Source organism: Duganella sp. Dugasp56 (genome assembly GCF_047304105.1).
Taxonomy (GTDB): domain Bacteria; phylum Pseudomonadota; class Gammaproteobacteria; order Burkholderiales; family Burkholderiaceae_D; genus Rugamonas; species Rugamonas hordei.
Map to the genome: position 1 here is coordinate 26,629 of NZ_JBGLYQ010000033.1, position 22,293 is coordinate 48,921.

General features: G+C 64.3%; 16 protein-coding genes. 9 read left to right on the forward strand and 7 right to left on the reverse strand.

What is annotated here, in order from left to right; genetic code table 11:
• Window positions 1-18: 18 nt before the first annotated feature.
• Window positions 19-1,650 carry an alpha-D-glucose phosphate-specific phosphoglucomutase gene (locus ACCD07_RS22025; RefSeq protein ID WP_413448559.1) on the forward strand — a complete coding sequence of 544 codons (1,632 nt, stop codon included), beginning with the start codon at window positions 19-21 and terminating at the stop codon, window positions 1,648-1,650.
• 18 nt (window positions 1,651-1,668) lie between these two features.
• A complete protein-coding gene (locus tag ACCD07_RS22030) occupies window positions 1,669-3,357 on the forward strand; it encodes an alpha-amylase family glycosyl hydrolase (RefSeq protein WP_176652752.1) in 1,689 nt (562 codons plus the stop codon).
• Here ACCD07_RS22030 and ACCD07_RS22035 read toward each other — a convergent pair.
• The 3 genes from ACCD07_RS22035 to ACCD07_RS22045 form a co-directional block, all read right to left on the reverse strand.
• Window positions 3,311-5,122, reverse strand: coding sequence for an EAL domain-containing protein (locus ACCD07_RS22035; RefSeq protein WP_413448560.1), 1,812 nt, complete (start codon window positions 5,120-5,122; stop codon window positions 3,311-3,313). The two genes, ACCD07_RS22030 and ACCD07_RS22035, sit on opposite strands and share 47 nt — an antisense overlap.
• 179 nt (window positions 5,123-5,301) lie before the next feature.
• A complete protein-coding gene (locus ACCD07_RS22040) occupies window positions 5,302-7,590 on the reverse strand; it encodes a GH92 family glycosyl hydrolase (RefSeq protein WP_413448561.1) in 2,289 nt (762 codons plus the stop codon).
• 23 nt (window positions 7,591-7,613) lie between these two features.
• Window positions 7,614-8,528, reverse strand: a complete 915-nt coding sequence (locus ACCD07_RS22045; RefSeq protein WP_176652755.1) for a LysR family transcriptional regulator — start codon at window positions 8,526-8,528, stop codon at window positions 7,614-7,616.
• Between the two features lie 142 nt (window positions 8,529-8,670).
• Between ACCD07_RS22045 and ACCD07_RS22050 the strand changes: the two genes are divergently transcribed.
• Window positions 8,671-9,390, forward strand: a complete 720-nt coding sequence (locus ACCD07_RS22050) for a type 1 glutamine amidotransferase domain-containing protein (RefSeq protein WP_413448562.1) — start codon at window positions 8,671-8,673, stop codon at window positions 9,388-9,390.
• Here the strand turns inward: ACCD07_RS22050 and ACCD07_RS22055 are convergent.
• From ACCD07_RS22055 to ACCD07_RS22065, 3 genes are all read right to left on the reverse strand, one after another.
• Entirely contained in the window at window positions 9,377-9,733 is a 357-nt protein-coding gene (locus tag ACCD07_RS22055) for a PKD domain-containing protein (RefSeq protein ID WP_176652757.1), read from the reverse strand. The two genes, ACCD07_RS22050 and ACCD07_RS22055, sit on opposite strands and share 14 nt — an antisense overlap.
• Window positions 9,734-9,781: 48 nt before the next feature.
• A complete protein-coding gene (gene pulA, locus ACCD07_RS22060; RefSeq protein WP_413448563.1) occupies window positions 9,782-12,541 on the reverse strand; it encodes a pullulanase-type alpha-1,6-glucosidase in 2,760 nt (919 codons plus the stop codon).
• 111 nt (window positions 12,542-12,652) lie between these two features.
• Window positions 12,653-14,242: an oligopeptide:H+ symporter gene (locus tag ACCD07_RS22065; protein WP_413448592.1), complete on the reverse strand. Its 1,590-nt coding sequence runs from the start codon at window positions 14,240-14,242 to the stop codon at window positions 12,653-12,655.
• Between the two features lie 216 nt (window positions 14,243-14,458).
• Here ACCD07_RS22065 and ACCD07_RS22070 point away from each other — a divergent pair, with 216 nt between their 5' ends.
• From ACCD07_RS22070 to ACCD07_RS22085, 4 genes are all read left to right on the forward strand, one after another.
• Window positions 14,459-16,096 carry an alpha-amylase family glycosyl hydrolase gene (locus tag ACCD07_RS22070; RefSeq protein WP_413448564.1) on the forward strand — a complete coding sequence of 546 codons (1,638 nt, stop codon included), beginning with the start codon at window positions 14,459-14,461 and terminating at the stop codon, window positions 16,094-16,096.
• A 90-nt stretch (window positions 16,097-16,186) separates the two neighbouring features.
• Window positions 16,187-18,058 (forward strand): glucokinase, encoded by a 1,872-nt coding sequence (locus tag ACCD07_RS22075; RefSeq protein ID WP_176652760.1) that lies wholly within the window; start codon window positions 16,187-16,189, stop codon window positions 18,056-18,058.
• A 147-nt stretch (window positions 18,059-18,205) separates the two neighbouring features.
• On the forward strand, window positions 18,206-18,736 hold the full coding sequence (locus ACCD07_RS22080; protein ID WP_176652761.1) for a PadR family transcriptional regulator: 531 nt from the start codon (window positions 18,206-18,208) through the stop codon (window positions 18,734-18,736).
• 21 nt (window positions 18,737-18,757) lie between these two features.
• On the forward strand, window positions 18,758-20,014 hold the full coding sequence (locus ACCD07_RS22085) for an MFS transporter (RefSeq protein ID WP_413448565.1): 1,257 nt from the start codon (window positions 18,758-18,760) through the stop codon (window positions 20,012-20,014).
• Window positions 20,015-20,018: 4 nt separating this feature from the next.
• Here ACCD07_RS22085 and ACCD07_RS22090 read toward each other — a convergent pair whose 3' ends face one another.
• Window positions 20,019-20,594: a hypothetical protein gene (locus tag ACCD07_RS22090; protein ID WP_413448566.1), complete on the reverse strand. Its 576-nt coding sequence runs from the start codon at window positions 20,592-20,594 to the stop codon at window positions 20,019-20,021.
• A gap of 177 nt (window positions 20,595-20,771) precedes the next feature.
• On the opposite strand from ACCD07_RS22090, the gene ACCD07_RS22095 reads away from it, so the two are divergent.
• A complete protein-coding gene (locus ACCD07_RS22095) occupies window positions 20,772-21,671 on the forward strand; it encodes a 2-dehydro-3-deoxygalactonokinase (RefSeq protein WP_176652763.1) in 900 nt (299 codons plus the stop codon).
• Window positions 21,668-22,288, forward strand: a complete 621-nt coding sequence (locus ACCD07_RS22100; protein ID WP_413448567.1) for a 2-dehydro-3-deoxy-6-phosphogalactonate aldolase — start codon at window positions 21,668-21,670, stop codon at window positions 22,286-22,288. The genes ACCD07_RS22095 and ACCD07_RS22100 overlap by 4 nt, the downstream gene beginning before the upstream one ends.
• The last annotated feature ends 5 nt before the right edge of the window (window positions 22,289-22,293 follow it).

Below are 22,293 nucleotides of genomic sequence, written 5' to 3' on the forward strand. Positions count from 1 at the left end.
ACCCTACGCGGAGCGAACATGAGCATTCAGACGGTCAACACCAAATCCTTCCCTGGCCAGCGGCCGGGGACTTCCGGTCTGCGGAAAAAAGTCACGGTCTTCCAGCAGCCGCACTATCTCGAAAACTTCGTGCAAAGCGTGTTCGACACGCTGGGCGACTGCGCCGGCAAGACGCTGGTGCTGGGCGGCGACGGCCGCTTCCACAACCGCGACGCCGTGCAGACCATCCTGCGCATGGCCGCCGCCCACGGCTACGCCAGGGTGCTGGTCGGGCAGGGCGGCATCCTGTCGACGCCGGCCGTCAGCTGCGTGATCCGCAAGCATGGCGCGCTGGGCGGCATCGTGCTGTCGGCCAGCCATAACCCGGGCGGACCGGATGGCGACTTCGGCATCAAGTACAACATCGCCAACGGCGGCCCGGCGCCGGAAAGCGTGACCGAGGCGATCTACCAGCGCACCGAGACCATCACCGAATATCGCATCAGCGACGCCGCCGCCGTCGACCTCAATCGCATCGGCGTTACGCGCATCGAGCAGATGGAGGTCGAAGTGATCGATTCCGTCGCCGACTATGCGGAACTGATGCAGAAGCTGTTCGACTTCGAGGCGATCCGCAAACTGTTCGGCGGCGGCTTCCGCATGTGCTTCGACGGCATGCACGCGGTCTCCGGCCCGTATGCCAAGGCCATCCTCGAAGGCATGCTGGGCGCGCCGGCCGGCACCGTCATCAACGGCGTGCCGCTGGAGGATTTCGGCGGCCACCATCCGGACCCGAACCCCGTCAACGCCGCCGAGCTGATCGCCATCATGGCCGCCGACGATGCGCCGGACTTCGGCGCCGCATCCGACGGCGACGGCGACCGCAACATGATCGTCGGCCGCAAGTTCGACGTCACGCCGTCGGACAGCCTGGCCGTGCTGGCCGCGAATGCGACCGTGGCGCCGGGCTACCGCGACGGCCTGAAAGGCATCGCCCGTTCGATGCCGACCTCGCAGGCGGCCGACCGCGTGGCCGAGGCGCTGGGCATCCCCGCCTACGAAACCCCGACCGGCTGGAAGTTCTTCGGCACGCTGCTGGACGCCGGCAAGGCCACGCTGTGCGGCGAAGAGAGCTACGGCACCGGCTCCGACCATATCCGCGAGAAGGACGGCCTGTGGGCGGTGCTGTTCTGGCTTAACCTGCTGGCCGCAAGCGGCAAGTCGGTTGAGCAGCTGGTGAGCGAACACTGGGCGCGCTTCGGCCGCAACTACTATTCGCGCCACGACTACGAGGCGGTGGAAACCAACGCGGCCAATGAGCTGATGGCTTCCCTGCGCATCAAGCTGGCCACGCTGCCGGGGCAGGACCTGGGCCATTACGTGGTCGCCCTGGCCGACGATTTCGAATACACCGATCCGGTCGACGGCTCGGTGGCCCGGCAGCAGGGCATACGCATCGTCATGACCAACGGTTCGCGCATCGTGTTCCGCCTGTCCGGCACAGGCACCGAAGGGGCGACCTTGCGCGTCTATCTGGAGCGCTACGAAGCCGATCCAACTTATCACCATTTGCCGACGCAGCAGGCCTTGGCGGCGTTGATACTGATCGCCGAGCAGGTCGGCGGCATAACCGGATGGACCGGACGAGCGCGTCCGACCGTCACCACATAAAACCATAAGGACGACAGCATGAAATTGACTCCCCTCGCAATGACTCTGGCACTGGCGCTCGGCGCCGCGTATTCCCCGGCGATGGCGGCCAAGCCGCCCGCCACCGCGCCGGCGGCCAAGCCATTCCTGTGGGAGAACGCCACCGTCTATTTCCTGCTGACCGACCGCTTCAACAACGCCTTTACCGGCAACGACCTGGCCTACGGCCGCAAGGCGGACGCGGGTCCGCTGCGCGGCTTCATGGGCGGCGACCTGGCCGGCATCACCAGCAAGATCAACGAAGGCTATTTCGACAGCCTTGGCGTGACGGCGATCTGGCTTACGCCGCCGGTGGAGCAGATCCACGAGGGCACCGATGAAGGCACCGGCAAGTCCTACGGCTTCCACGGCTACTGGGCCAAGGATTTCACCACCGTCGACGCCAACCTGGGCACGGAAAACGACTTCCGCAATTTCGTCGAAGCCGCGCACGCGCACGGCATCCGCGTGTTGCTGGACGTGGTGATGAACCAGACCGGACCGGTAACGGAGACCGACTACGTATGGCCGGACGACTGGGTCCGCACCGGACCGCAGTGCACCTACAAGGACGCGAAGACCTCCATCGAGTGCACGCTGGTGAAGAACCTGCCGGACTTCCGCACCGACAGCGACACGCCGGTGGAGCTGCCGGAAAACCTGGCGGCGAAGTGGCAGCGCGAAGGCCGCTTCGAGCGCGAAGTGAAAGAGCTGAACGAGTTCTTCGCCCGCACCGGCTATCCGCGCGCACCGCGCTACTATCTGATGAAATGGCATACGGACTGGATACGCAAATACGGCGTCGACGGCTTCCGCGCAGACACCGTCAAGCACGTCGAGGCCAAGGTCTGGAAGGAGCTGCGCACCGTGGCCGACGCGGCCTTCGACGACTGGAAGCGCGCCAATCCGGACAAGAAACTCGGTGACGACAAGTTCTACATGACGGCGGAAGTCTTCAACTACAACATCGCGCAAGGCCAGATGTTCGACCTGGGCGGCGGGCAGGCCTTCAATTACTACCAGAACGGCTTCAACAGCCTGATTAATTTCGGACTGGTGTACGACGCGGAGAAGGACTACGAATCGCTGTTCAGCGCTTATTCGAAGCAGTTGCATGGCGGCGCGCTGGACGGCTACTCGGTGCTGAACTACCTGGACTCGCACGACTTCGACAAGCCGTTCGACGCGTCGCGCAAAAAGCCTTTTGAAAGCGCCAACAAGCTGCTGCTGGCGCCGGGCGCCGCGCAGATCTACTACGGCGACGAAACCGCGCGCAAGCTGGACGTGGCCGAGGCGGTGGGCGACGCCAAGCTGCGTTCCTTCATGAACTGGGATGAGCTGGAGCGCAACGTCGAACGCGACGGCTACAAGATCGCCGAGGTGCGCGCGCACTGGGCCAGGATCGGCTTGTTCCGCAAGGCGCACGTGGCGGTCGGCGCCGGCGTGCACCAGCAGCTGCAGGCCAAGCCTTATGTCTTCAAGCGCACATACGACCAGGGCGCGCTGCACGACAAGGTGGTGGTCGCGCTGGACCTGCCGACCGATAAGCCGGCGAAGATCGACCTGCACGGCGTGTTCGCCAACGGCCAGAAGGTGAAGGACTACTACTCCGGCAAGACTGCGGTGGTCAAGGGCGGCGGCGTCACATTTGGAACGCGTAATGCGACGGTGCTGATCGGCCAGGAGTAGCGGCGGGAGCGGAAGAGGCGCACCAGCCGGTTAACTCTTCCGCTTCCATCGGCCGGGCGAACAAGTAGCCCTGCGCTTCGTCGCAACCTGCCAGTGTAAGGAAGGTGCGCACCTCGTCGAACTCCACGCCTTCGGCAACCACGCGCAGGCCGAGATCCTGCGACAAGGTGATCATGGTGGCCACCAGCGCCTGCTTGCGCGTGTCGTCCTCCAGGCCGATGATGAACGACTGGTCGATCTTGACCACGTCGGCCGGCATGCGCTGCAGATACGACAGGCTGCTGTAGCCGGTGCCGAAGTCGTCGATCGCCAGCCGCACGCCGGTGGCGGCGATGGCCTCCAGCATCGCGTGGGCCTTGACCGGCTGCGCCATGATGGCGCTTTCGGTGATCTCCAGCTCCATGCAGGCGGCCTCCAGGCCATGCTGCCGCAAGCCCGCTTCCAGCGCGGCGGCGAAATCCGGTTCCAGCAGATTGGCCGCCGACACGTTCACCGACAGCTGCAATATCAAGCCCTGGTCGCGCCACAGCCGCTGCTGGCGCATCGCCGACGCCAGCACCCAGGCGGTGGTGGCCTGCGCCATGCCGGAGCGCTCGATCACCGGTATGAATTCCGCCGGCCCCACCGCGCCGAGCGTCGGATGCTGCCAACGCAGCAACGCTTCGGCGCCGGTGCACATGCCGGTGATCAGGTCGATGCGCGGCTGGAACACCAGCCGCAGCTGGCCGGGGCTTTCCAGCGCCGCGCCGAAATCGTTGAGCAGGGCAAAGCGCCGGCGGTACCGCGCATCCTCCGCTTCCGAATACACCGCGATATGGGTGGGGGTGTCGATCGCGTCCTGCGCCGCGCTCTGCGCCTGGCGCAGCACGCTGAGGCAATCGGAGGCGCCCACTTCGAACGGCGCCACGCCGACCGTGGGCGTGGCCACGTAGCGCGATTTGGCGATGCACTGTGCCTGGGCGATTTTCTGCTCCAGCAGCGGCACATAGGTGGCGACCGTCGCGCCGGGCGGCGCGATCAGCGCGAACTGGGTGCTCGACACCTGGTACACGATGCGGCCCGCACCCGCCATCGCGCGCAGCCAGCACGCGGCGTCGGTCACCAGTTCGTCGAGATAGGAGGGACTCATCGCGCGCGCCGCATGGCCCAGCTGGTCGGGCGTCGACAGGTTGATCAGCACCGCCAGCCGCTGTTCGCCGGCCGGGCGGTCGTACTGCAGGTCCTGGAAGTCTTCCATGAACTGGTTGCGGTTCGGCAGGCCGCTGAGCGGATCGATGCGGCCCAGCGCGTGCTGCAATTCGATCTGCGACATGATCATGCTGGCCAGATCGCACAAGGCGCTGATCTCGTCGGGCGTGGTCTGGCGCGGCTGCATGCCCAGCACGCACATCGCGCCCAGGCAGTGGCCGTCGGCGGTGGTCAGCGGCGCGCCGGCGTAGTAGCGGACGCCGCTGGCGGCCAGCGGGCTGTCGCGAAAATATTCGTCTTCCAGCAGGTCGGGGACCACCAGCAGGTCGCCGCTGTCGGCCACGCTGCCGCAGGGGGCGCGCATGCGCGGGATGGCGGTGTGCTCGACGCCCACGCGCGACTTGAACCACTGGCGGTTGGCGTCGGTCAGCGACACGGCGGCGATCGGCAGGTCGAACAGCCGGGCCGCCATGCGCGTGATGCGGTCGAAGGCTTCGCTGGGCGGCGTGTCCAGCAGGTTCAATTTATTGAGCGCGTCCATGCGGCGTGCTTCGGCGAGTGTGCAAGAAATAGTCATGATCTGGTCTTTGCGTGGTAACGCGGTTCTCTGACAAGGGCTATTCAATGCGGGACTGGGCACTGGAGGACTGCAGCGGGAGCGGGGTGGGGCTCCCGGGGCGCAACTTATGATTTAAATTGCCGAAAGGAAAAACATAGCATAGCACGGTCTCCGGTTCATTGCTCGATCACAATTGACTAGTGTTGCGGATCGGCCGACAGGGAGTATGGCGCGTCGGCGGCAGAGGTGGAGCGCCGGATATTGGGCTTTTCGGCCATGTCAAAATCCAGGATGGCGCCTTGCATCAAGCTAGTATGGTCCAGCCAATTCCTCGAATAAGGCTTGCCGTTGACCTTGAGCGCGTTCACATAGCGCTTGCTGTCGCTGTTGGCCGGCGCGTTGATGACCACCGTCTTGCCGTTCTCGAGCTTCAGCGTGACCTTCTTGAACAGCGGGGCGCCGACCACGTATTGCGGCACCGCCGGCGTGACCGGATAAAAGCCCAGCGCCGAGAACACATACCAGGCCGAGGTCTGGCCGTTGTCCTCGTCGCCGCAGTAGCCGTCCGGCGTGGCCTTGTACAGGCGGTTCATCGCCTCCCGCACCCAGTACTGGGTCTTCCACGGGGCGCCGGCGTAATCGTACAGGTAGATCATGTGCTGGATGGGCTGGTTGCCGTGTGCGTACTGCCCCATGTTCGCGATCTGCATTTCGCGGATCTCGTGGATCACTTCACCGTAATAGCTTTCATCGAAAGTCGGCGGCAGCGTGAAGACCTGATCGAGCTTGGCGACGAACTTGTCGCGGCCGCCCATCAAGTCCACCAGCCCGTTCACGTCCTGGAACACGGACCAGGTGTAGTGCCAGCTGTTCCCCTCGGTGAAAGCGTCGCCCCATTTGTATGGATTGAACGGCGACTGGAAGCTGCCGTCCCGGTTCTTGCCGCGCATGAGGCCAGTCTCCGGATCGAACAACTTCTTGTAGTTCATCGCGCGCTGCCTGTAGATGCCGATCTCCGATTGCGGCTTGCCGAGCGCCTTGCCCAGCTGGTAGATGGCGAAATCGTCGTACGCGTATTCGAGCGTGCGCGCGGCGTTCTCGTTGATCTTGACGTCGTAGGGCACGTAGCCCAACTCGTTGTAGTACTTGACGCCTGCGCGGCCGACGGCAGTCATCGGGCCTTCGTTGTCGGCGCCGTGCTTCAGCGCTTGCCACAGCGTGTCGATGTCGTAGCCGCGCAGGCCCTTGACGTAGGCCTCGGCCACCACCGACGCCGAGTTATTGCCGATCATGACATTGGCCAGGCCTGGACTGGACCACTCGGGCAGCCAGCCGCCTTCCTTGTAGTCGTTGACCAGGCCCGCCTGCATCTCGCGATTGATCGACGGGTACATCAGGTTCAGGAACGGATACAGCGCGCGGAAGGTGTCCCAGAAGCCGGTGCCGGCAAACATATAGCCGGGCAGGACCTGGCCGTTGTAGGGACTCCAGTGGACGATCTGGTTGTTCGCGTCGATCTCGTACAGCTTGTTCGGGAAGAACAGCATGCGATACAGGCTGGAATAGAAGGTGCGCGTCTGGTCGACGCTGCCGCCTTCGACGCTGATACGGCTCAGCGTCTTGTTCCAAACGTCCTTGCCCTTTTGCGCGGTGGTGTCGAAGCTGTCGGTGGCCAGTTCGCGCTTCAGGTTCAGTTCCGCCTGTTCCGCGCTGATGAAGGAGGAGGCCACGCGCATGCCGACCTTCTCGCCTTTTTCGGTCTTGAAGCCGAGCACCGCGCCGCTATGGTCGCTGGCCAGCTCCATAATGTCGCCAGCCAGCTTGTCGCCGCTCCAGATGAGGGTGGAGGCGAATGGTTTGTCGAAGGTGATGACGAACCAGTTCTTGAAGTTTTTCGGCAGCGGGCCGCGCGCGTAGCGCGTGCTGTAGCCGATCACCTTGCGCTCGGCCGGGATCACCTTGATGTACGAGCCTTTGTCGTAGGCGTCCACCACCACCCAGGCTTCGTCGGTCTTGGGGAAGGTAAAGCGGAACTGCGCGGCGCGTTCGGTCGGCGCGATTTCGGTGGTCACATCGGCGTCCGCCAGGTAGACGCTGTAGTAGTAAGGCTTGGCCACTTCGGCCTTGTGCGAGAACCAGCTGGCGCGGTCGTCCTGTGTGAATCTGAGCTTGCCGGTGACAGGCATGATGGCGAACTGGCCGTAGTCGTTCATCCACGGCGACGGCTGGTGCGTCTGCTTGAAGCCGCGGATCTTGTCGGCGTCGTAGGTGTAGGCCCAGCCGTTGCCCATCTTGCCGGTCTGCGGCGTCCAGAAGTTCATCCCCCACGGCATCGCGATGGTCGGGTAGGTGTTGCCGTTCGAGAGCTCCGGCTTGCTGGCGGTGCCCATCAGGGGATTGATCCATTCGACGGGATCGGTGATGGGCGCGGCCGCAGCGGTCAGCGCAAATAGGAAGGCGGGCAGCGCGAGCGTATGCAGTTTCATATCCTGGGCGGTGGTGACTGGCGTCATTCCAGTGTAGCAGAGCTATCCTCGCATTCGGCCAGGATGGCGCACAAAGCATCGAAGATCAACCGGACGCGCGCCGGCACCGGCGTTCTTTGCGGACGATACACATAGATCGATGCAGGAGCAGGCCTCGACTTGTCCAGGACCGAGACCAGCCGCCCGGCGAGCAAATGGCGTAAGGCGAGATGGCCCGGAAGTTGGCCGAAGCCTATGCCATCCAGTACGGCCTCGCATTCCGCTTCCGGATCATCGGTGACAAATACCGGGTCCGACGGCACCTGTTCGCGCCCGCCCTTGAACATCCATGGCCAGGGCATGCCGGTATTTCTGTCTATGAGCACGGTCAGAGGACCGCGCAATAGTTTTTCCTCGTTGCCGGGCCGGCCCAATCGATCGATCAGCGCTGGAGCGCCGACGAAATACAGCGATGCTGGCGAAACCCGGCGTACCACGAAGCGGCTGTCGCGTATATGGCCAATACGAACGCCGACGTCAATTTGCCTTTCAACCACATCAGCGGAAACTTCAGAAAGCCGCAAGTCAATTCGAAGACCAGGATGGACGGCGAGTATCGGCGCCAACTGACGGCTGATAAACCGGCGGCCCAGCACACTGGGCGCCGCTATCCTGACCGTGCCCGCGATGTCCTGCGTGACGTTGAGCCTTTGATCCGAAAATATCTCGTCAATGCCCGCAACCGCGCCAGCCGCCTTGAGCGCCAGTTTTTCACCGAAGCCGGTGAGGCGCACGCCTCTTGTATTTCGATGAAACAGCAGCTCACCAAATTCCGCTTCCAGTTCCTTGACCACGCGCGTGACCACCTGAGGGGAAACGCCGAGCCGCGTCGCCGCGTCGCGAAAATTGACGGCGTCGGCAGCGATGCCAAAGATGCGCAGTGTTTCGAGCTTGTTCATTCGCAGTCCGGGTGGAATAAGGAATTCCATATTCTACGGTATTCCGGTTTGAGGAATTCTGAAATCGTACTGTCTTCATTTACGCAACACTGGGTTGTGAGCATACTGAATTCCTCTTGCAACCCATGTTAGAAAGATCAATATGTCTTCAGTACTTTTTATTCTTACCGGCGCAACTTCGTGGACCCAAAAAGACGGCAGTCAGCGCGCCAGCGGCTTTTGGGGCGAAGAGTTCGTCGTGCCGCATCAAATATTTTCCAACGCCGGCGTGAGCATCACGATAGCCACGCCGGAAGGCTCGCCTGCCGTTGTTGATGGCTTGAGTCTCAGCCCTGAAGCGAACAATGGCGACACCGCCAAGGTAGCCGCCATTTCGGCGTATCTGAATTTGCATGGCAGCGCGCTCCGTGCTCCTGCCCGGGCTGCGGATCTGGATGTGGGGGATTTCGACGCAGTCTTTGTTCCGGGCGGCCACGGTCCGATGCAAGACCTGGCGGTCCATGGCGGCGTGGGCAAAATTCTCGCCGAGGCGCTGAACCATCCTGCTAAAGTCGTCGCGGCGGTCTGTCACGGTCAGGCCAGCTTCCTGGCGGCCGGGGACGCCGCAAGCTGGGCTTTCAAAGGTCGCAGGCTCACGGCGTTCTCAAATGCCGAAGAAGTGCAAGTGGGGCTGGCGGACAATGCGCCGTGGTTGCTGGAAGACCGTTTGTGTGCGGCGGGAGCCGCATATGAGGCGGGAACGTCCTGGGCGCCAAATGTCGTCATCGATGGCAACCTGGTCACGGGACAAAATCCGGCCTCGGCGGAGGCTGCGGCCAAAGCCGTGATTGAGCTGCTTTCGCAACGCGCTACTGCGCGGTGATGGTGACGGTGGATGGTGTGCTGTCAAGCGTACCGTCGTTGACGATCAGCGTGGCGGCGTAGGTACCGGGCAGGTCGGCAAAGAAGGTGGGCGTGGCGACGTGATAGTTCAGCAGCGTCGCGGTGCTGCCCGCCGGTTTGGTCAGCGTCCACGAATAACCGAGGATGTCCTTGTCCGCATCGGTGCCGCTGCCGGCCAGCTTGACCGAGCTGCCCGCCGGGACGGTTTGTGCCGGGCCGGCGATGGCCACCGGCGCGTGGTTGGCCGGTGTGGTGTAGTCGCCTCCGCCGCCGCAGGCGCCCAAGGCGAGGAGGAGTAGCGCGGCGGGGAGGCGGTTCATCATGATCTCTTTCCGGATCCATAGGGAGCCGAAAAGATAGCATGGTCTTTCCTACTTTTCCACGAAGACCACGGCGCTGCGTGGCGGAATTGCAAACGTGCCGGAGGCCTTGTCGTATTTGGCTTCCAAGGCCACGCGTTTGTCCGCTGCGGCCATGCTGGTGTGGACGGGATGCAGCTGGTAGCGGCGGTTTTTCTCTTCCGCCACGGTGACGCGTTGCGCGACTTTGTCGACGTTGATCAGGTAGGTGATGGACTTGAAATTGGCTCCGGCATAGCCGGCGCCGTCGAGGTGCGCGACGATCACTGTCGGCACCTGGCCGCTGCCGGTGTTGTGGAAGCGCAGGCGCTGCTTGATGTCGGCGGCGGTGCGCAGGCGGAACAGCGTGCTGCTGGAGCGGATCGACAACAGGTCGCGGAAGGCGTCGCGCGCATAGGCGATGTCTTTCGGCGACGGCTTGATGGCGGCGTTGCGCAGCAGCGGTTTGATGAGGGCGTAGTCCTTGCCGTTGTCTTCCTCGCGCGGCACGCCGATGCCGTAGTAGTTGTCCTGGTAGCTCCAGTCCAGGCGGTTGAACCAGTCGCCCGACTCGAAGCTGTTGCGGTCCAGCGATTTGGAACGCAGGATGTCGAAGCCGGCATGGAAGTAAGCCACACCCTGGCTGAAGGCGTTGATGGCGGCGCCCAGCATCTGCACCTGCGCGCGCTCGGCGCTGGTGGTGGCCAGCGGCAGCTTGAAGACATTGATGTCGAACAGCGTCTGGTTGTCGTGGTTCTCGACGTAGTTGACAACTTCGCCCGGTTCGCTGGCGTAGCCGGCCGGCTGGTTGCCGCCGTAGACGATGTCCTGCAGCGCGACGGTGCGGTCATCGGCGATGGTCAACGGGTAGCTGCGGATCGAGCCGGCCAGGCCCACCTTGACCAGGTCGGCCGCGTGCAGCAGGTCGACGGTGGGACGGGCGCCGGCTTGCGCATTGGCGTCGTACACCAGGCCATTGATGTAGCCCTGCTGGGTAATCATCTGCACGCCGCTGTCGCCCGCGCCGCCGCCGCGCACCGCATCGCGCCCGCGGTCGCTGAAGGTGCCGATGCCGCTGCCGTTCAGCGACAACTGCGAGGCCTGAACGAAGCGCGCGCCGTCGGCCACTTCGCCGAAGTTCCAGCCTTCGCCGATCAGGTTGACGTGGCGGCCGGTGGCGCGGTCGGCGCGGGCCTGCAGTTGCTCCATCGCGGCGCGCGGCTGGTGGCCCATCAGGTCGAAGCGGAACGAGTCGATCTTGTATTGAACGGCCCACTGTTCGACCGAGTCGATCATCAGCTTGGCCATCATCAGGTTTTCGGTGGCGGTGTTGTCGCAGCAGGTCGAGCGTTCGACCTCGCCCTTGGCGTTCAGACGGTGGTAGTAGCCGGGCACCACGCGGTCCAGCACGGATTTCTCGTGTTGGCCGGCGATGAAGGTATGGTTGTAGACCACGTCCATGCCGACGCGCAGGCCGGTCTTGTGCAGCGCCTGCACCATCTGGCGGAATTCGACGATGCGTTTGGCGCCGTCGGAGGGATCGGTGGCGTAGCTGCCTTCAGGGGCGTTGTAGTGGTACGGGTCGTAGCCCCAGTTGTAGCAGTCGACGGACTGGGTTTTCGCGACCAGCGCCTGCTGTTCCTCGCCGTCCGGTTTCAGGCCGGGCAGGGCGGCCACGTCCGGCATGGCGCAGCCTTGCTCCGGCACGCTGCCGATGTCGAACACCGGCAACAGGTGGATGTCGGTCATGCCGGCTTTGCTGAGCGCTGCCAGGTGCTTCATGCCGTTGGAGCCGGCCTCGGTGAAGGCCGCGTACTTGCCGCGGTGCGCGGCGCTGACGGTGCTGTCGTTGATCGAGAAGTCGCGCACGTGCAGTTCGTAGACTGTCATGTCGGGTTGGGCGGCGACCTTTTTCGGCGCTGGCGTCTTGTCCCAACCGGCGGGCTTCAGGCTGGTGGCGTTCAGGTCGGCGATGTAGCTGCGCCTGGAATCGGTGGTCAGGCTGATCGAGTAGGGATCGGTGACGAGGTTGCGCACCAGGCCTGCGGACGGCGCGACGACGTCCACGAGGTATTGGTAGTAGTGGCCGGACTGGTTGCCAGGCAGCCGCGCGGACCAGATGCCGGTGGCGTTGTCGCGTTGCATGGCGGTGATGGCGCTGGCCTTGCCGGAGCCGCTGGCGTAGGTGCACAGCGCTACGCGCTGCGCGGTTGGCGCCCAAAGTTTGAAGCCGGTCGCCGCTCCGACCGTCACGCCGAGATCGCGCGCATTGGCGGCGCCGGCATACAGGTCGTCCAGCGCACCGGCGATTTGCAGCGTGGTGGCATCGCGCACGCTGCCGTCGTCGGCCTCGTGTACCAGCATCACCTGCCGCGTCAGCACGCCGCCGAGGCGCGCTCCGTCGGCAGGCGCCAGGGCCAGCACCGCGCCATTGCCGACAAATTTGAACCGCTGCGCGGCATCCGCCGGCAGGCCGCCATCGAAGTGCGCCAACGCCAGCGAGCCATCCGCACCGGACACGCGTGCGCCGGGCGTCGCATGCAGCGATGCGGAAGACGAGTAATAGAGTTTGAAAGCGCCACCGGCGGCATCGGCCCCCGGCCACTTGATCAACTGGCGATTGAGCCAGTAGGCGCGCGCGTCGGCGGCGGAGGCCTGCTGCAGGACGGTGGCAAACGGCCCGTCGCAGGCATCCAGCATCGGCCCGGCGGGCGGATTGGCGGCCGCAGCGGCCAGACAGGTCAGCGCGAGCGCGCCGCCAATAGAAATTCCTGCAATCCGATTCCCCGCCATATTGCCGCCTCCAAAACTATAGATTTAGGTAGTGCGGCTACAAAAAACCGGCAAATACCCTTAAATTTGCCGGTTATGGTAATCCAAAATCTGTAGTTTTGATACTTTGACTTACGACCTATCCTTCGCGGTGGCTGGGTAGCAGAAGCTGGCGGCGCCTTCGCTGCGGTAGTTGTCCACCATCTTGTAGCGCAATGCGTACAGCGCGAAGATCGCCGCGACCAGCAGCGCGAAGGCGGCGAAGAAGAACATCTGGAAGCCGATCAGACTCACGCCGCTGCCGGCGATGTAGGCGCTGACGGCCTCGTTCTTCACGCCGGCGTTCACGATCAGCACCCACAGGTTGCCGATGGTGACAGCCAGGTACCAGAAGCTCAGGATGATGCCCTTCATCGACGCCGGCGCCTGGCTGTACGCGAACTCCAGGCCCGTGGCCGAAACCAGCACCTCGCCCAAAGTCAGCAGCGCATACGGCAGCAGCTGCCACAGGATGGACACCTTGTCGCCGCCATCCATCTTCAGCTGGATCATGCCGATCACCACCCAGGCCAGCGCCGACAGCGCGATGCCCATGCCCATGCGGCGCAGCGGCGTCGGCGTGATGCCGATGAGGCGCATGATCGGGAACAGCGCCAGGTTGTTGAACGGGATCAGCAGCATCACCAGGATAGGATTGACCGCCTGCATCTGCGCCGGCAGCAGCTTGAATTCCCAGCCGAAGATCGACAGCAGCGGGCTGTCCATCGAATTGGCCTGGACGATCCAGGTCGAGGCCTTCTGGTCGAACAGCGACCAGAACGGCGTGATCATCGCGAACACGATCAGGATGCGCAGCACCGCGCGCACGCCTTCGACCGCTTCATCGGTATGCAGTCCGCGCGCGCGGTCCAGTTGCATCGACACGCCGATGCCGCCAAACGCCAGCAGCAGCACCAGCGCCGTGCAGGCGGCGATGACGAAGCCCCATTGCGGTGTCATGACCAGCGCCGCGACCGCGCCCAGCGCGCCGACGCCGGCGATCACCAGGCCCGGGTTCGACCGGCCCGGCACCTTGGTCATCAGGGCGGTGCGCGCCACGCTGCTGAAGGAATCCGGATTCGGCGCGGCCGGCGGCACGTGCACGTATTTGCGTTTGCCGAGCCAGAACACCAGCGTGGCGATCGCCATCAGCACGCCGGGAATGCCGAAGGCCACGGCCGGGCCGTAGTCGCGCAGGAACACCGGCATCAGCAGCGAGGCGAAGAAGGAGCCGAAGTTGATGATCCAGTAGAAGGCGTCGAACACTACCTTGGCGCGGTTCTTGTTGGTCTGGTCGAACTGGTCGCCGACGAAGGCCACCACCAGCGGCTTGATGCCGCCCGAGCCGAAGGCGATCAGGAACAGGCCGAAATAGAAGCCCTTGAGGTTGTCCTCGAAGATGGCCAGGCAGGCGTGGCCGGCCACGTAGATCAAACTGAACCAGAACACCGTGTTGTACTTGCCAAACCAGCGGTCGGCTAGCCAGCCGCCCAGCAGCGGGAAGAAATAGACGCCGATGACGAAGGTGTGGAACACGTGCTTGGCCTCGCTGGCGCGGTCTGCCAGCGGCACGAACAGCAGCAGGGTGCTGAGCAGGAAGGGCGTCAGGATGTTGCGCATGCCGTAGAAGCTGAAACGTTCGCAGCCTTCGTTGGCGATGATGTATGGAATTTGCCGGGGCATCGGCCCGTTGCCGGTGTTGCTCACTATTTTCTCTCCCAATTTTGTGTAGTTTGACTACTATTTTTACCTGACGATTTTTTATAAAAATACGTAAGATATTGATTTTTATGGATTAATCGTGTTAATCCGCAAGGGCCTCATGGATTGAAAATTCCATATTCGTGATGTATATTGTCTACAAACCTATATCCAGTTTTGCCAACCCCGGATTTTCTTATGACTAAACAACTTACACAAGTCTCCCCGCACGCCCAGGACTGGTACCGCGAGGCGATCATCTACCAGGTTTACCCGCGCAGCTTCAACGATACCAACGGTGACGGCATCGGCGATATACCTGGTATTACGGCAAAGCTGGACTATATCGCATCGCTGGGCGTGGACATCGTCTGGATCTCGCCTTATTTCAAGTCGCCGATGAAGGACTTCGGCTACGACATTTCCGACTACTGCGACGTCGATCCGATGTTCGGCACCTTGGCCGATTTCGACGCGATGATCGCCAGGGCGCACAGCCTGGGGCTGAAGATCATGATCGACCAGGTGATGGCGCACACGGCCGAAGAGCATCCGTGGTTCAAGGAGAGCCGTTCCAGCCGCGACAATCCCAAGGCCGACTGGTATGTGTGGTCCGATCCCGCGCCGGACGGCAATCCGCCGAACAACTGGATGTCGGTGTTCGGCGGCTCGTCGTGGCAGTGGGATACCCGCCGTCGTCAATACTATTTACACAATTTCCTGGTCAGCCAGCCGCAGGTCAATTTCCACAATCCGCAAGTGCAGCAGGCGCACCTGGACGCGCTGCGCTTCTGGCTGGAGCGCGGCGTCGACGGCATCCGCCTGGACGCCTCCAACTTCCACTTCCACGATCTGGAGCTGCGCAGCAATCCGCCGGCCACCAACCGCGACACGGCCACCGTGTCGGACGTGAACCCGTACGGCATGCAGGCGCACATCTACGACAAGAGCCGTCCGGAGAACCTGCCGTTCCTGCAGAAGCTGCGCGCGCTGCTGAACGAATACAAGGCGGTCGCCATCGGCGAAGTGGGCGCCGACGATTCGCTGGCCGTGATGGCCGAGTACACGGCCGACGGCGACAAGCTGCACATGGCCTACAGCTTCAACCTGCTGGTGCCGACTTGCTCCTCGCACTACATCCGCAAGCAGGTCGAGAATTTCGAGGCGCGCGTCAAGGGCGGCTGGGCTTCCTGGTCGGTCGGCAACCACGACGTGCAGCGCGTGGCGACCCGCTGGGGCGGCCCCGCGGCGCCGGTGGCCTTCGCCAAGATGATCCTGGCGATGCAGCTGTCGCTGAAAGGCACGCCGTGCCTGTACCAGGGCGACGAGCTGGCGTTTGCCGAAGCGGACGTGCCGTTCGAACTGCTGCAGGACCCGTACGGCATCACCTTCTGGCCGGAGTTCAAGGGCCGCGACGGCTGCCGCACGCCGATGGCGTGGAGCGCCGAAGCGAACGGCGGCTTCACCAGCGGCAAGCCGTGGCTGCCGGTGTCGCCGGACCACATCGCCAAGGCGGCCTCGGTGCAGGAAGGCGATGCCGGATCGTCGCTGGAATTTACCCGCAAGTTCATCGCCTGGCGCCGCAAGCTGCCGCAGCTGACGCGCGGCGCGATCCAGTTCTTCGACACGCCGGAACCGGTGCTGGCGCTGCGCCGCGATGCGGAGGGCGAGCGCGGCATCATCGCCGTGTTCAACCTGGGCGCCGAGCCGGCCAGCTTCGCACTGCCGCAGGCGGTGGGCGCCGAGCAGATGGAAGGCTACGGCCTGCCGGGCACGGTGACCGACGGCCAGGTGCGGCTGCCGGCCTTCGGCGCGTGGTTTGGGTACGCCAGATAAAGGAAGGGAGCGCCACGTTTTCGCATCGTTTCCTTCTTAACATTACGTATTTCGGGTATGCTTCCGCCAACTGTTTTGACTGAATCGACGATGAAACAAGCTGAAGTGGATCAAAAACTGAATCGCACCGCCTTTGCCGACGGCCCGCGCCTGCTGGCCGACATCGGCGCCACCCACGCCCGCTTCGCGCTGCAGACCGCGCCCGGCGAGTTCCGTGCGGTGCGCGTGCTCAAGTGCGACGACTACACCGACATCGTGGCGATGCTGCGCTCCTATCTGTCGGATCATTCCGATATCACGCTGAACCACGCGGCGCTGGCGGTGGCCAACCCGGTCAGCGGCGACCACGTGCGCATGACCAACCGCGACTGGGAATTCTCCACCGACGAAGTGCGCCGCGCGCTGGGCCTGCACACGCTGCTGGTGGTGAACGACTTTACCGCGCTGGCGATGTCGCTGCCGGGCCTGAAGCCGGCCGACCTGATGCAGGTGGGCGGCGGCAAGCCGGCGTCCAATTCCGTCATCGGCGTGCTGGGGCCGGGCACCGGCCTCGGCGTGTCGGGCGTGATCCCGACCGTCGACGGTTTCGTCACGCTCGGTTCGGAAGGCGGCCACACCAACTTCGCGCCGGCCGACGAGCGCGAATATTCGATCCTGCAGTACGCCTGGCAGACCTGGTCGCACGTGTCGACCGAGCGGCTGATTTCCGGCCCCGGCATGGAGATCATCTACCGCGCCATCGCCAAGCGCAACGGCCGCCAGGTGCGCGACCTGACGTCGCAGGAAATCATGGCCGGTGCGCTGACCGACAAGGATCCGCTGTGCCTGGAAGTGCTGGAATGCTTCTGCGCGATGCTGGGCGGCGCCACCGCCAACCTGGCCGTCACCTTGGGCGCGTTCGGCGGCATGTTCATCGGCGGCGGCATCGTGCCGCGCATGGGCGAGTGGTTCGCCTCGTCGCCGTTCCGCACCCGCTTCGAAGCCAAGGGGCGCTTCACCAGCTACCTGTCCGAGATTCCGACCTACGTCATCACCACGCCGAACCCGGCGTTCTACGGCGTGGCGACCATCCTGTCCGAGCACCTGCGCGGCCGCAGCGGCGCCAACACGCTGATGGAACGCGTCCAGCATCTGCAGCACGAGCTGACGCCGGCCGAGCAGCGCGTGGCGCAGCTGGTGCTGGAGCAGCCGCGCCTGGTGCTGAACGAGCCGATCGCCGACATCGCGCGCCTGGCCGAGGTGAGCCAGCCGACCGTGATCCGCTTCTGCCGCTCGCTGGGCTTCCTCGGCCTGGCCGATTTCAAGCTGAAGTTCGCCAGCAGCCTGACCGGCGCGATTCCCGTGCGCCACAGCCAGGTGCGCGTCAGCGACAGCACGCACGACCTGAGCGCCAAGGTGATCGACAATACCGTTTCCGCGATCCTGAAGTTCCGCGACCAGCTGGACGTGCGTTCGCTGGACAAGGCGATCGCGCTGGTGGCCAAGGCCAAGCGGGTGGAGTTCTACGCGATGGGCAATTCACGCGTGGTGGCGCTGGACGGCCAGCACAAGTTCTTCCGCTTCCGCATTCCGACCTCGGCCTATGGCGACTCGCACCTGCTGACGCTGGCGGCGGAGCTGCTGAATCCGGGCGACGTGGTGATCGCGATTTCCAATTCGGGCAAGCTGCCGGATCTGCTGGCGGCGGTCGACGCGGCGCGCGCGGCGGGGGCGGACGTCATCGCCATCACGTCGAGCAATTCGCCGCTGGCCAAGAAGGCGACGGTCTGCCTGGCGGTCGACCACAGCGAGGACAGCACGACCTTCCTGTCGATGATTTCGCGCATCCTGCAGCTGCTGCTGATCGACATCCTGTCGGTCGGTATTTCGCTGGACACGCAGAACTCACGCCTGGTGGTCGAACACAAATCCAGCGGCGACGCCGACAACCGCCGCCTGCTGATTTCCCACCTGGACAGTTAAAGCCGTCCGGAGCGGGTAAAAAAGGCAGACCGCGCGGTCTGCCTTTTTTTTTGCCTGTTACAAATTCCTGCTTGAACTCTTCCGCAAACAAGTTAAGATATGTCTTAATAAGTTATATCTTAACTTGTCATATCGAAGGAGAGACTCATGTTTGGATTTCTGCATCATAAGCACCGTCCGCACGGCCCGCACGGCGACCATCACCACCATCGCGGCGGCGGCCGTGGCCGTGGTCCGAAAATGTTCGATGCCGGCGCCATGCGCTATATCGTGCTGCAGCTGATTTCCGAGAAGCCGCGCCACGGCTACGAGATCATCAAGGAGCTGGAGCAGCGCTCCGGCGGCGGCTACACCCCCAGCCCCGGCGCGATCTATCCGCTGCTGTCGATGCTGCTGGATATGGGCCACGTGGTCGCCACCGCCGACGGCAACAAGAAGCTGCACACCATCACGCCGGAGGGCGAGGCCTTCCTGGCCGAGAACCGCCAGTTTGTCGACGCCATCGTGGCGCGCATGAGCGATCCGGCCGAATCGCGCGACGACCTGCGCAACATCATGCATGAGCTGAAGCATGCGGTGATCGCCCAGGGCCTGGAAAACCACCCGAGCGCGGCCAAGCTGGAGCATATCCGTGCCATCCTGCGCCGCACCACCGCCGAGATCCTGGCGCTGGATTGACACCGGAAGGGAAACAACAATATGCAATCAACCGTCCCTCCCGCTTTACCGCTGCCCGAGGCGCGCGAGCGCCTCGTGCTGTGGCTGCTGGCGCTGACGCAGTTCACCGTCATCATGGACTTCATGGTCATGATGCCGCTGGCGCCGCAGCTGATGCGCGCCTTCGCCATCGAGCCGGCGGCCGTGTCCGGCGCCGTGTCGGCCTATGCCTGGTGCGCCGGCATCTCCGGCCTGCTGGCGTCGATGTACATCGACCGCTTCGACCGCAAGCGCCTGCTGCTGGCCATGTTCGCGCTGTTCACGCTGTCGAACCTGGCGTGCGCCGTCGCGCCCAACTTCCATGTGCTGGTGCTGTCGCGCGCCTTTGCCGGCCTGACCGGCGGCGTGCTGGCGTCCATCATCATGGCCATCATCGGCGACCTGATTCCGGCCCACCGCCGCGGCGCGGCCACCGGCATCGTCATGACCTCGTTCAGCCTGGCGGCCGTGGCCGGCGTGCCGACCGGCGTCATGCTGGCCGCGCACTACGGCTGGGCCTCGCCGTTCTACCTGCTGGTGCTGTTCTCGCTGCTGATCTGGTTCGGCGCCTGGCGCGTGCTGCCGTCGCTGGATGGCCACCTGGGCCGGCGCGTGCCGCTGGCCCAGGTGCTGCCCGACCTGATCGGCTTGTACAAGGTGGGCGGCCACCTGAAGGCTTTCCTGCTGTCGGGCGTGAACATGATGACGGGCATGATGGTGATTCCGTTTATTTCGCCTGTGCTGGTCAGTAACATCGGCGTGCAGCCGGCCGAGATCACCTTTGTCTACCTGGCCGGCGGCGTGGCGACCTTGTTCACGGCGCGCATGCTGGGCCGCTGGTCGGACCGGGTCGGGGCGCACAAGGTCTACCGCTACGTGGCCCTGTTCTCGATCCTGCCGCTGATGTTCATGACCCACATGCCGCAGATACCGCTGTACGCGGTGATCCTGTTCTTCCCGTTCTTCATGACGGCGCTGTCGGGCCGCAACATTCCGATGCAGGCGCTGATGACGACGGTGCCGGATCCGGCCAAACGCGGCGCCTTCCTCAGCGCCAATTCGGCGATCCAGCAGATCGGCAGCGGCGTCGGCGCGCTGGTGGGCGGCTTGTGGCTGCATACCGATGCGGCCGGACATATCTCCGGCTACAGCCTGAACGGCTGGATCGCGGCGGGATTGACCTTGTTCTCGGTACTGTGGATAGGGCAGGTGGGCGGCGCGGCAACTGTTGCGCCGGCCGGGGAGCGCCAGGCGGCCTAGTTGACTAGTTATCGATGCTGGTGCGCTTGGCGGGGTGTTTTTCGCGGCGCCAGCGCGCCAGGCTGATGACTTCGTCGGTGCTGGCGTCTTCCACCAGGATCTCTTCGTCGCTCGACGATACCAGGAAGCTTTCCCAGCGCTGGGCGGCTTCCGCGCTGTTTTCCACAAAGCTGAACTGCCAGTAATTCTTGCCGTTCAGCTTGCGCGGGGCCGGGTCGTACTCGATCAGCGCCCCGTGCGATTTTCCGCCCGAATTCTTCTCGACGATGGCCGACCAGGCTTGCAGTTCCGGCAAGGCCATCAGCGCGCTGGCGGCCTGCTCCTTGCTGCGCAGATGCTGCGGTTCCGCCGGCACCACCGGCGCCACATTGGCGGCGGCGGGAGCGCGCGGCGCCACGACGGCCTTGGCGCTGACCGAGGCGGACGCGCTGGCGCTGGCCGGCACCTTGGCCGACGCCGGCATCACCTGCGACTCGGCCGGCGTGACGCTGGCGAAATACGCGGCCGCGCCCAGCAGCAGGGCGCCGGCAACGGCGCCTGCCAGGTACAGATTTCGGGGGGACGGGGTGCGAGATTCCATAGGGGGAGTTGCCTGGACTATTTTCTTGACGGCCATACTAAACCAAAGGCATCTATCGGGCAACTTTTCCCGGTGACTGGCTATATCATTTTTGTATTACTCCGGCGTGATAATTCATTGGAGTGGGGGCGGGCTTTTTCGTACCATCATGGCAGACAATCAAAGGATTCCGTCATAGTGGACAAAAACATACTGGCAATAGACTGGGGCACCAGCAACCGGCGCGCCTATCTGATCGATCAAACCGGCGCCTGCGTGGCCGAACACGAGGATGGCCAGGGCATGCTGGCGGTCGGCGGACAGCAGCATTTCAGCGCATCGCTGGCCGGGCTGCTCGCTGCCATGGGCATCTCCGCCGACGTGCCGGTGATTCTGTCCGGCATGGTCGGCAGCGCCTCCGGCTGGCAGGAAGTCGGCTATCTCGACGCCTCGGTGCCGCTGCGGCAGTTGCCCGCGCACCTGGCGCCGGTCGCCGATCCCGACTGGGCCGGCCGCTGCCGCATCGTGCCCGGCTATTGCTATCGCAGCGGTTCGGACGTCGACGTCATGCGCGGCGAGGAAACGCAGCTGCTGGGCGCGGTCGCGCTGGGCCATCGCGACGGCTGGCTGGTGCTGCCCGGCACCCACAGCAAATGGGTGCTGCTGCGCGACGGCGTGATCCAGTCGCTGTCCACTTACATGACCGGCGAGCTGTTCGCCATGCTGTCGGCCGGCGGCACCTTGTCGTCCATGATGGGCGGCGACGCGGCCGATGCCGAAGGCTTTGCCATCGGCTTGAACCAGGCCGGCAGGAACGAACCGCTGTCGAACACGCTGTTCCGTGTGCGCGCCGGCGTGGTGTCGCGCTCCGCGCCGGCGCAGCAGGCGCCGGCCGTGGTCAGCGGCCTGCTGATCGGCGCCGAATTCGCCGCCGCGCGCGCGCAGGCCGGCGCCGGCGGCATCACGGTCATCGGCTCGCCGGCGCTGGCGGCCCGCTACGCCGTCGCCGCCGCGCATTTCGGCTTGCAGTGCGAGGTGCTCGATCCGCACCGGGTCTATTGCACCGCGATCTCCCAATTCCTCAAAGGTCCACAATGAACCAACCCCACCCCGCCACGCCATTGGTCGCCATCCTGCGCGGCCTGGCGCCCGCCGAAGCTGCCGATGTCGGCAAGGTGCTGCACCAGGCCGGCTTCCGCGCGCTGGAAGTGCCGCTGAACCGTCCCGGCGCGATCGAGTGCATCGCCACGCTGGTCAAGCTGAATCTGGCCGATACGCTGGTCGGCGGCGGCACCATGCTGACCGTCGCCCACGTCGACGCGGTGCACGAGGCGGGCGGCCGCCTGCTGGTGTCGCCGAACTGCAATCCGGCGGTGATACGCCGCGCCGCCGATCTGGGCATGTATTGCGCGCCGGGCGTCGCCACGCCAACCGAGGCATTTGCCGCGCTGGATGCCGGCGCCGACGCGCTCAAGCTGTTCCCCGCCGATATGGTCGGCCACGCAGGCATGAAAGCCTTCAACAGCGTGGTGCCGGCCGGTACGCCGATGTGGCCGGTCGGAGGCATCACGCCCGACAACATGGAAGGCTGGGTGCGCGCCGGCGCCACCGGTTTCGGCATCGGCGGCCAGCTGTACACGCCGGGCACCACGCTCGACGAACTGGCGCAGCGCGCGGCGGCCTATGTCGCCAAGTGGCGTGCCTTGAAAGTATGATGCGG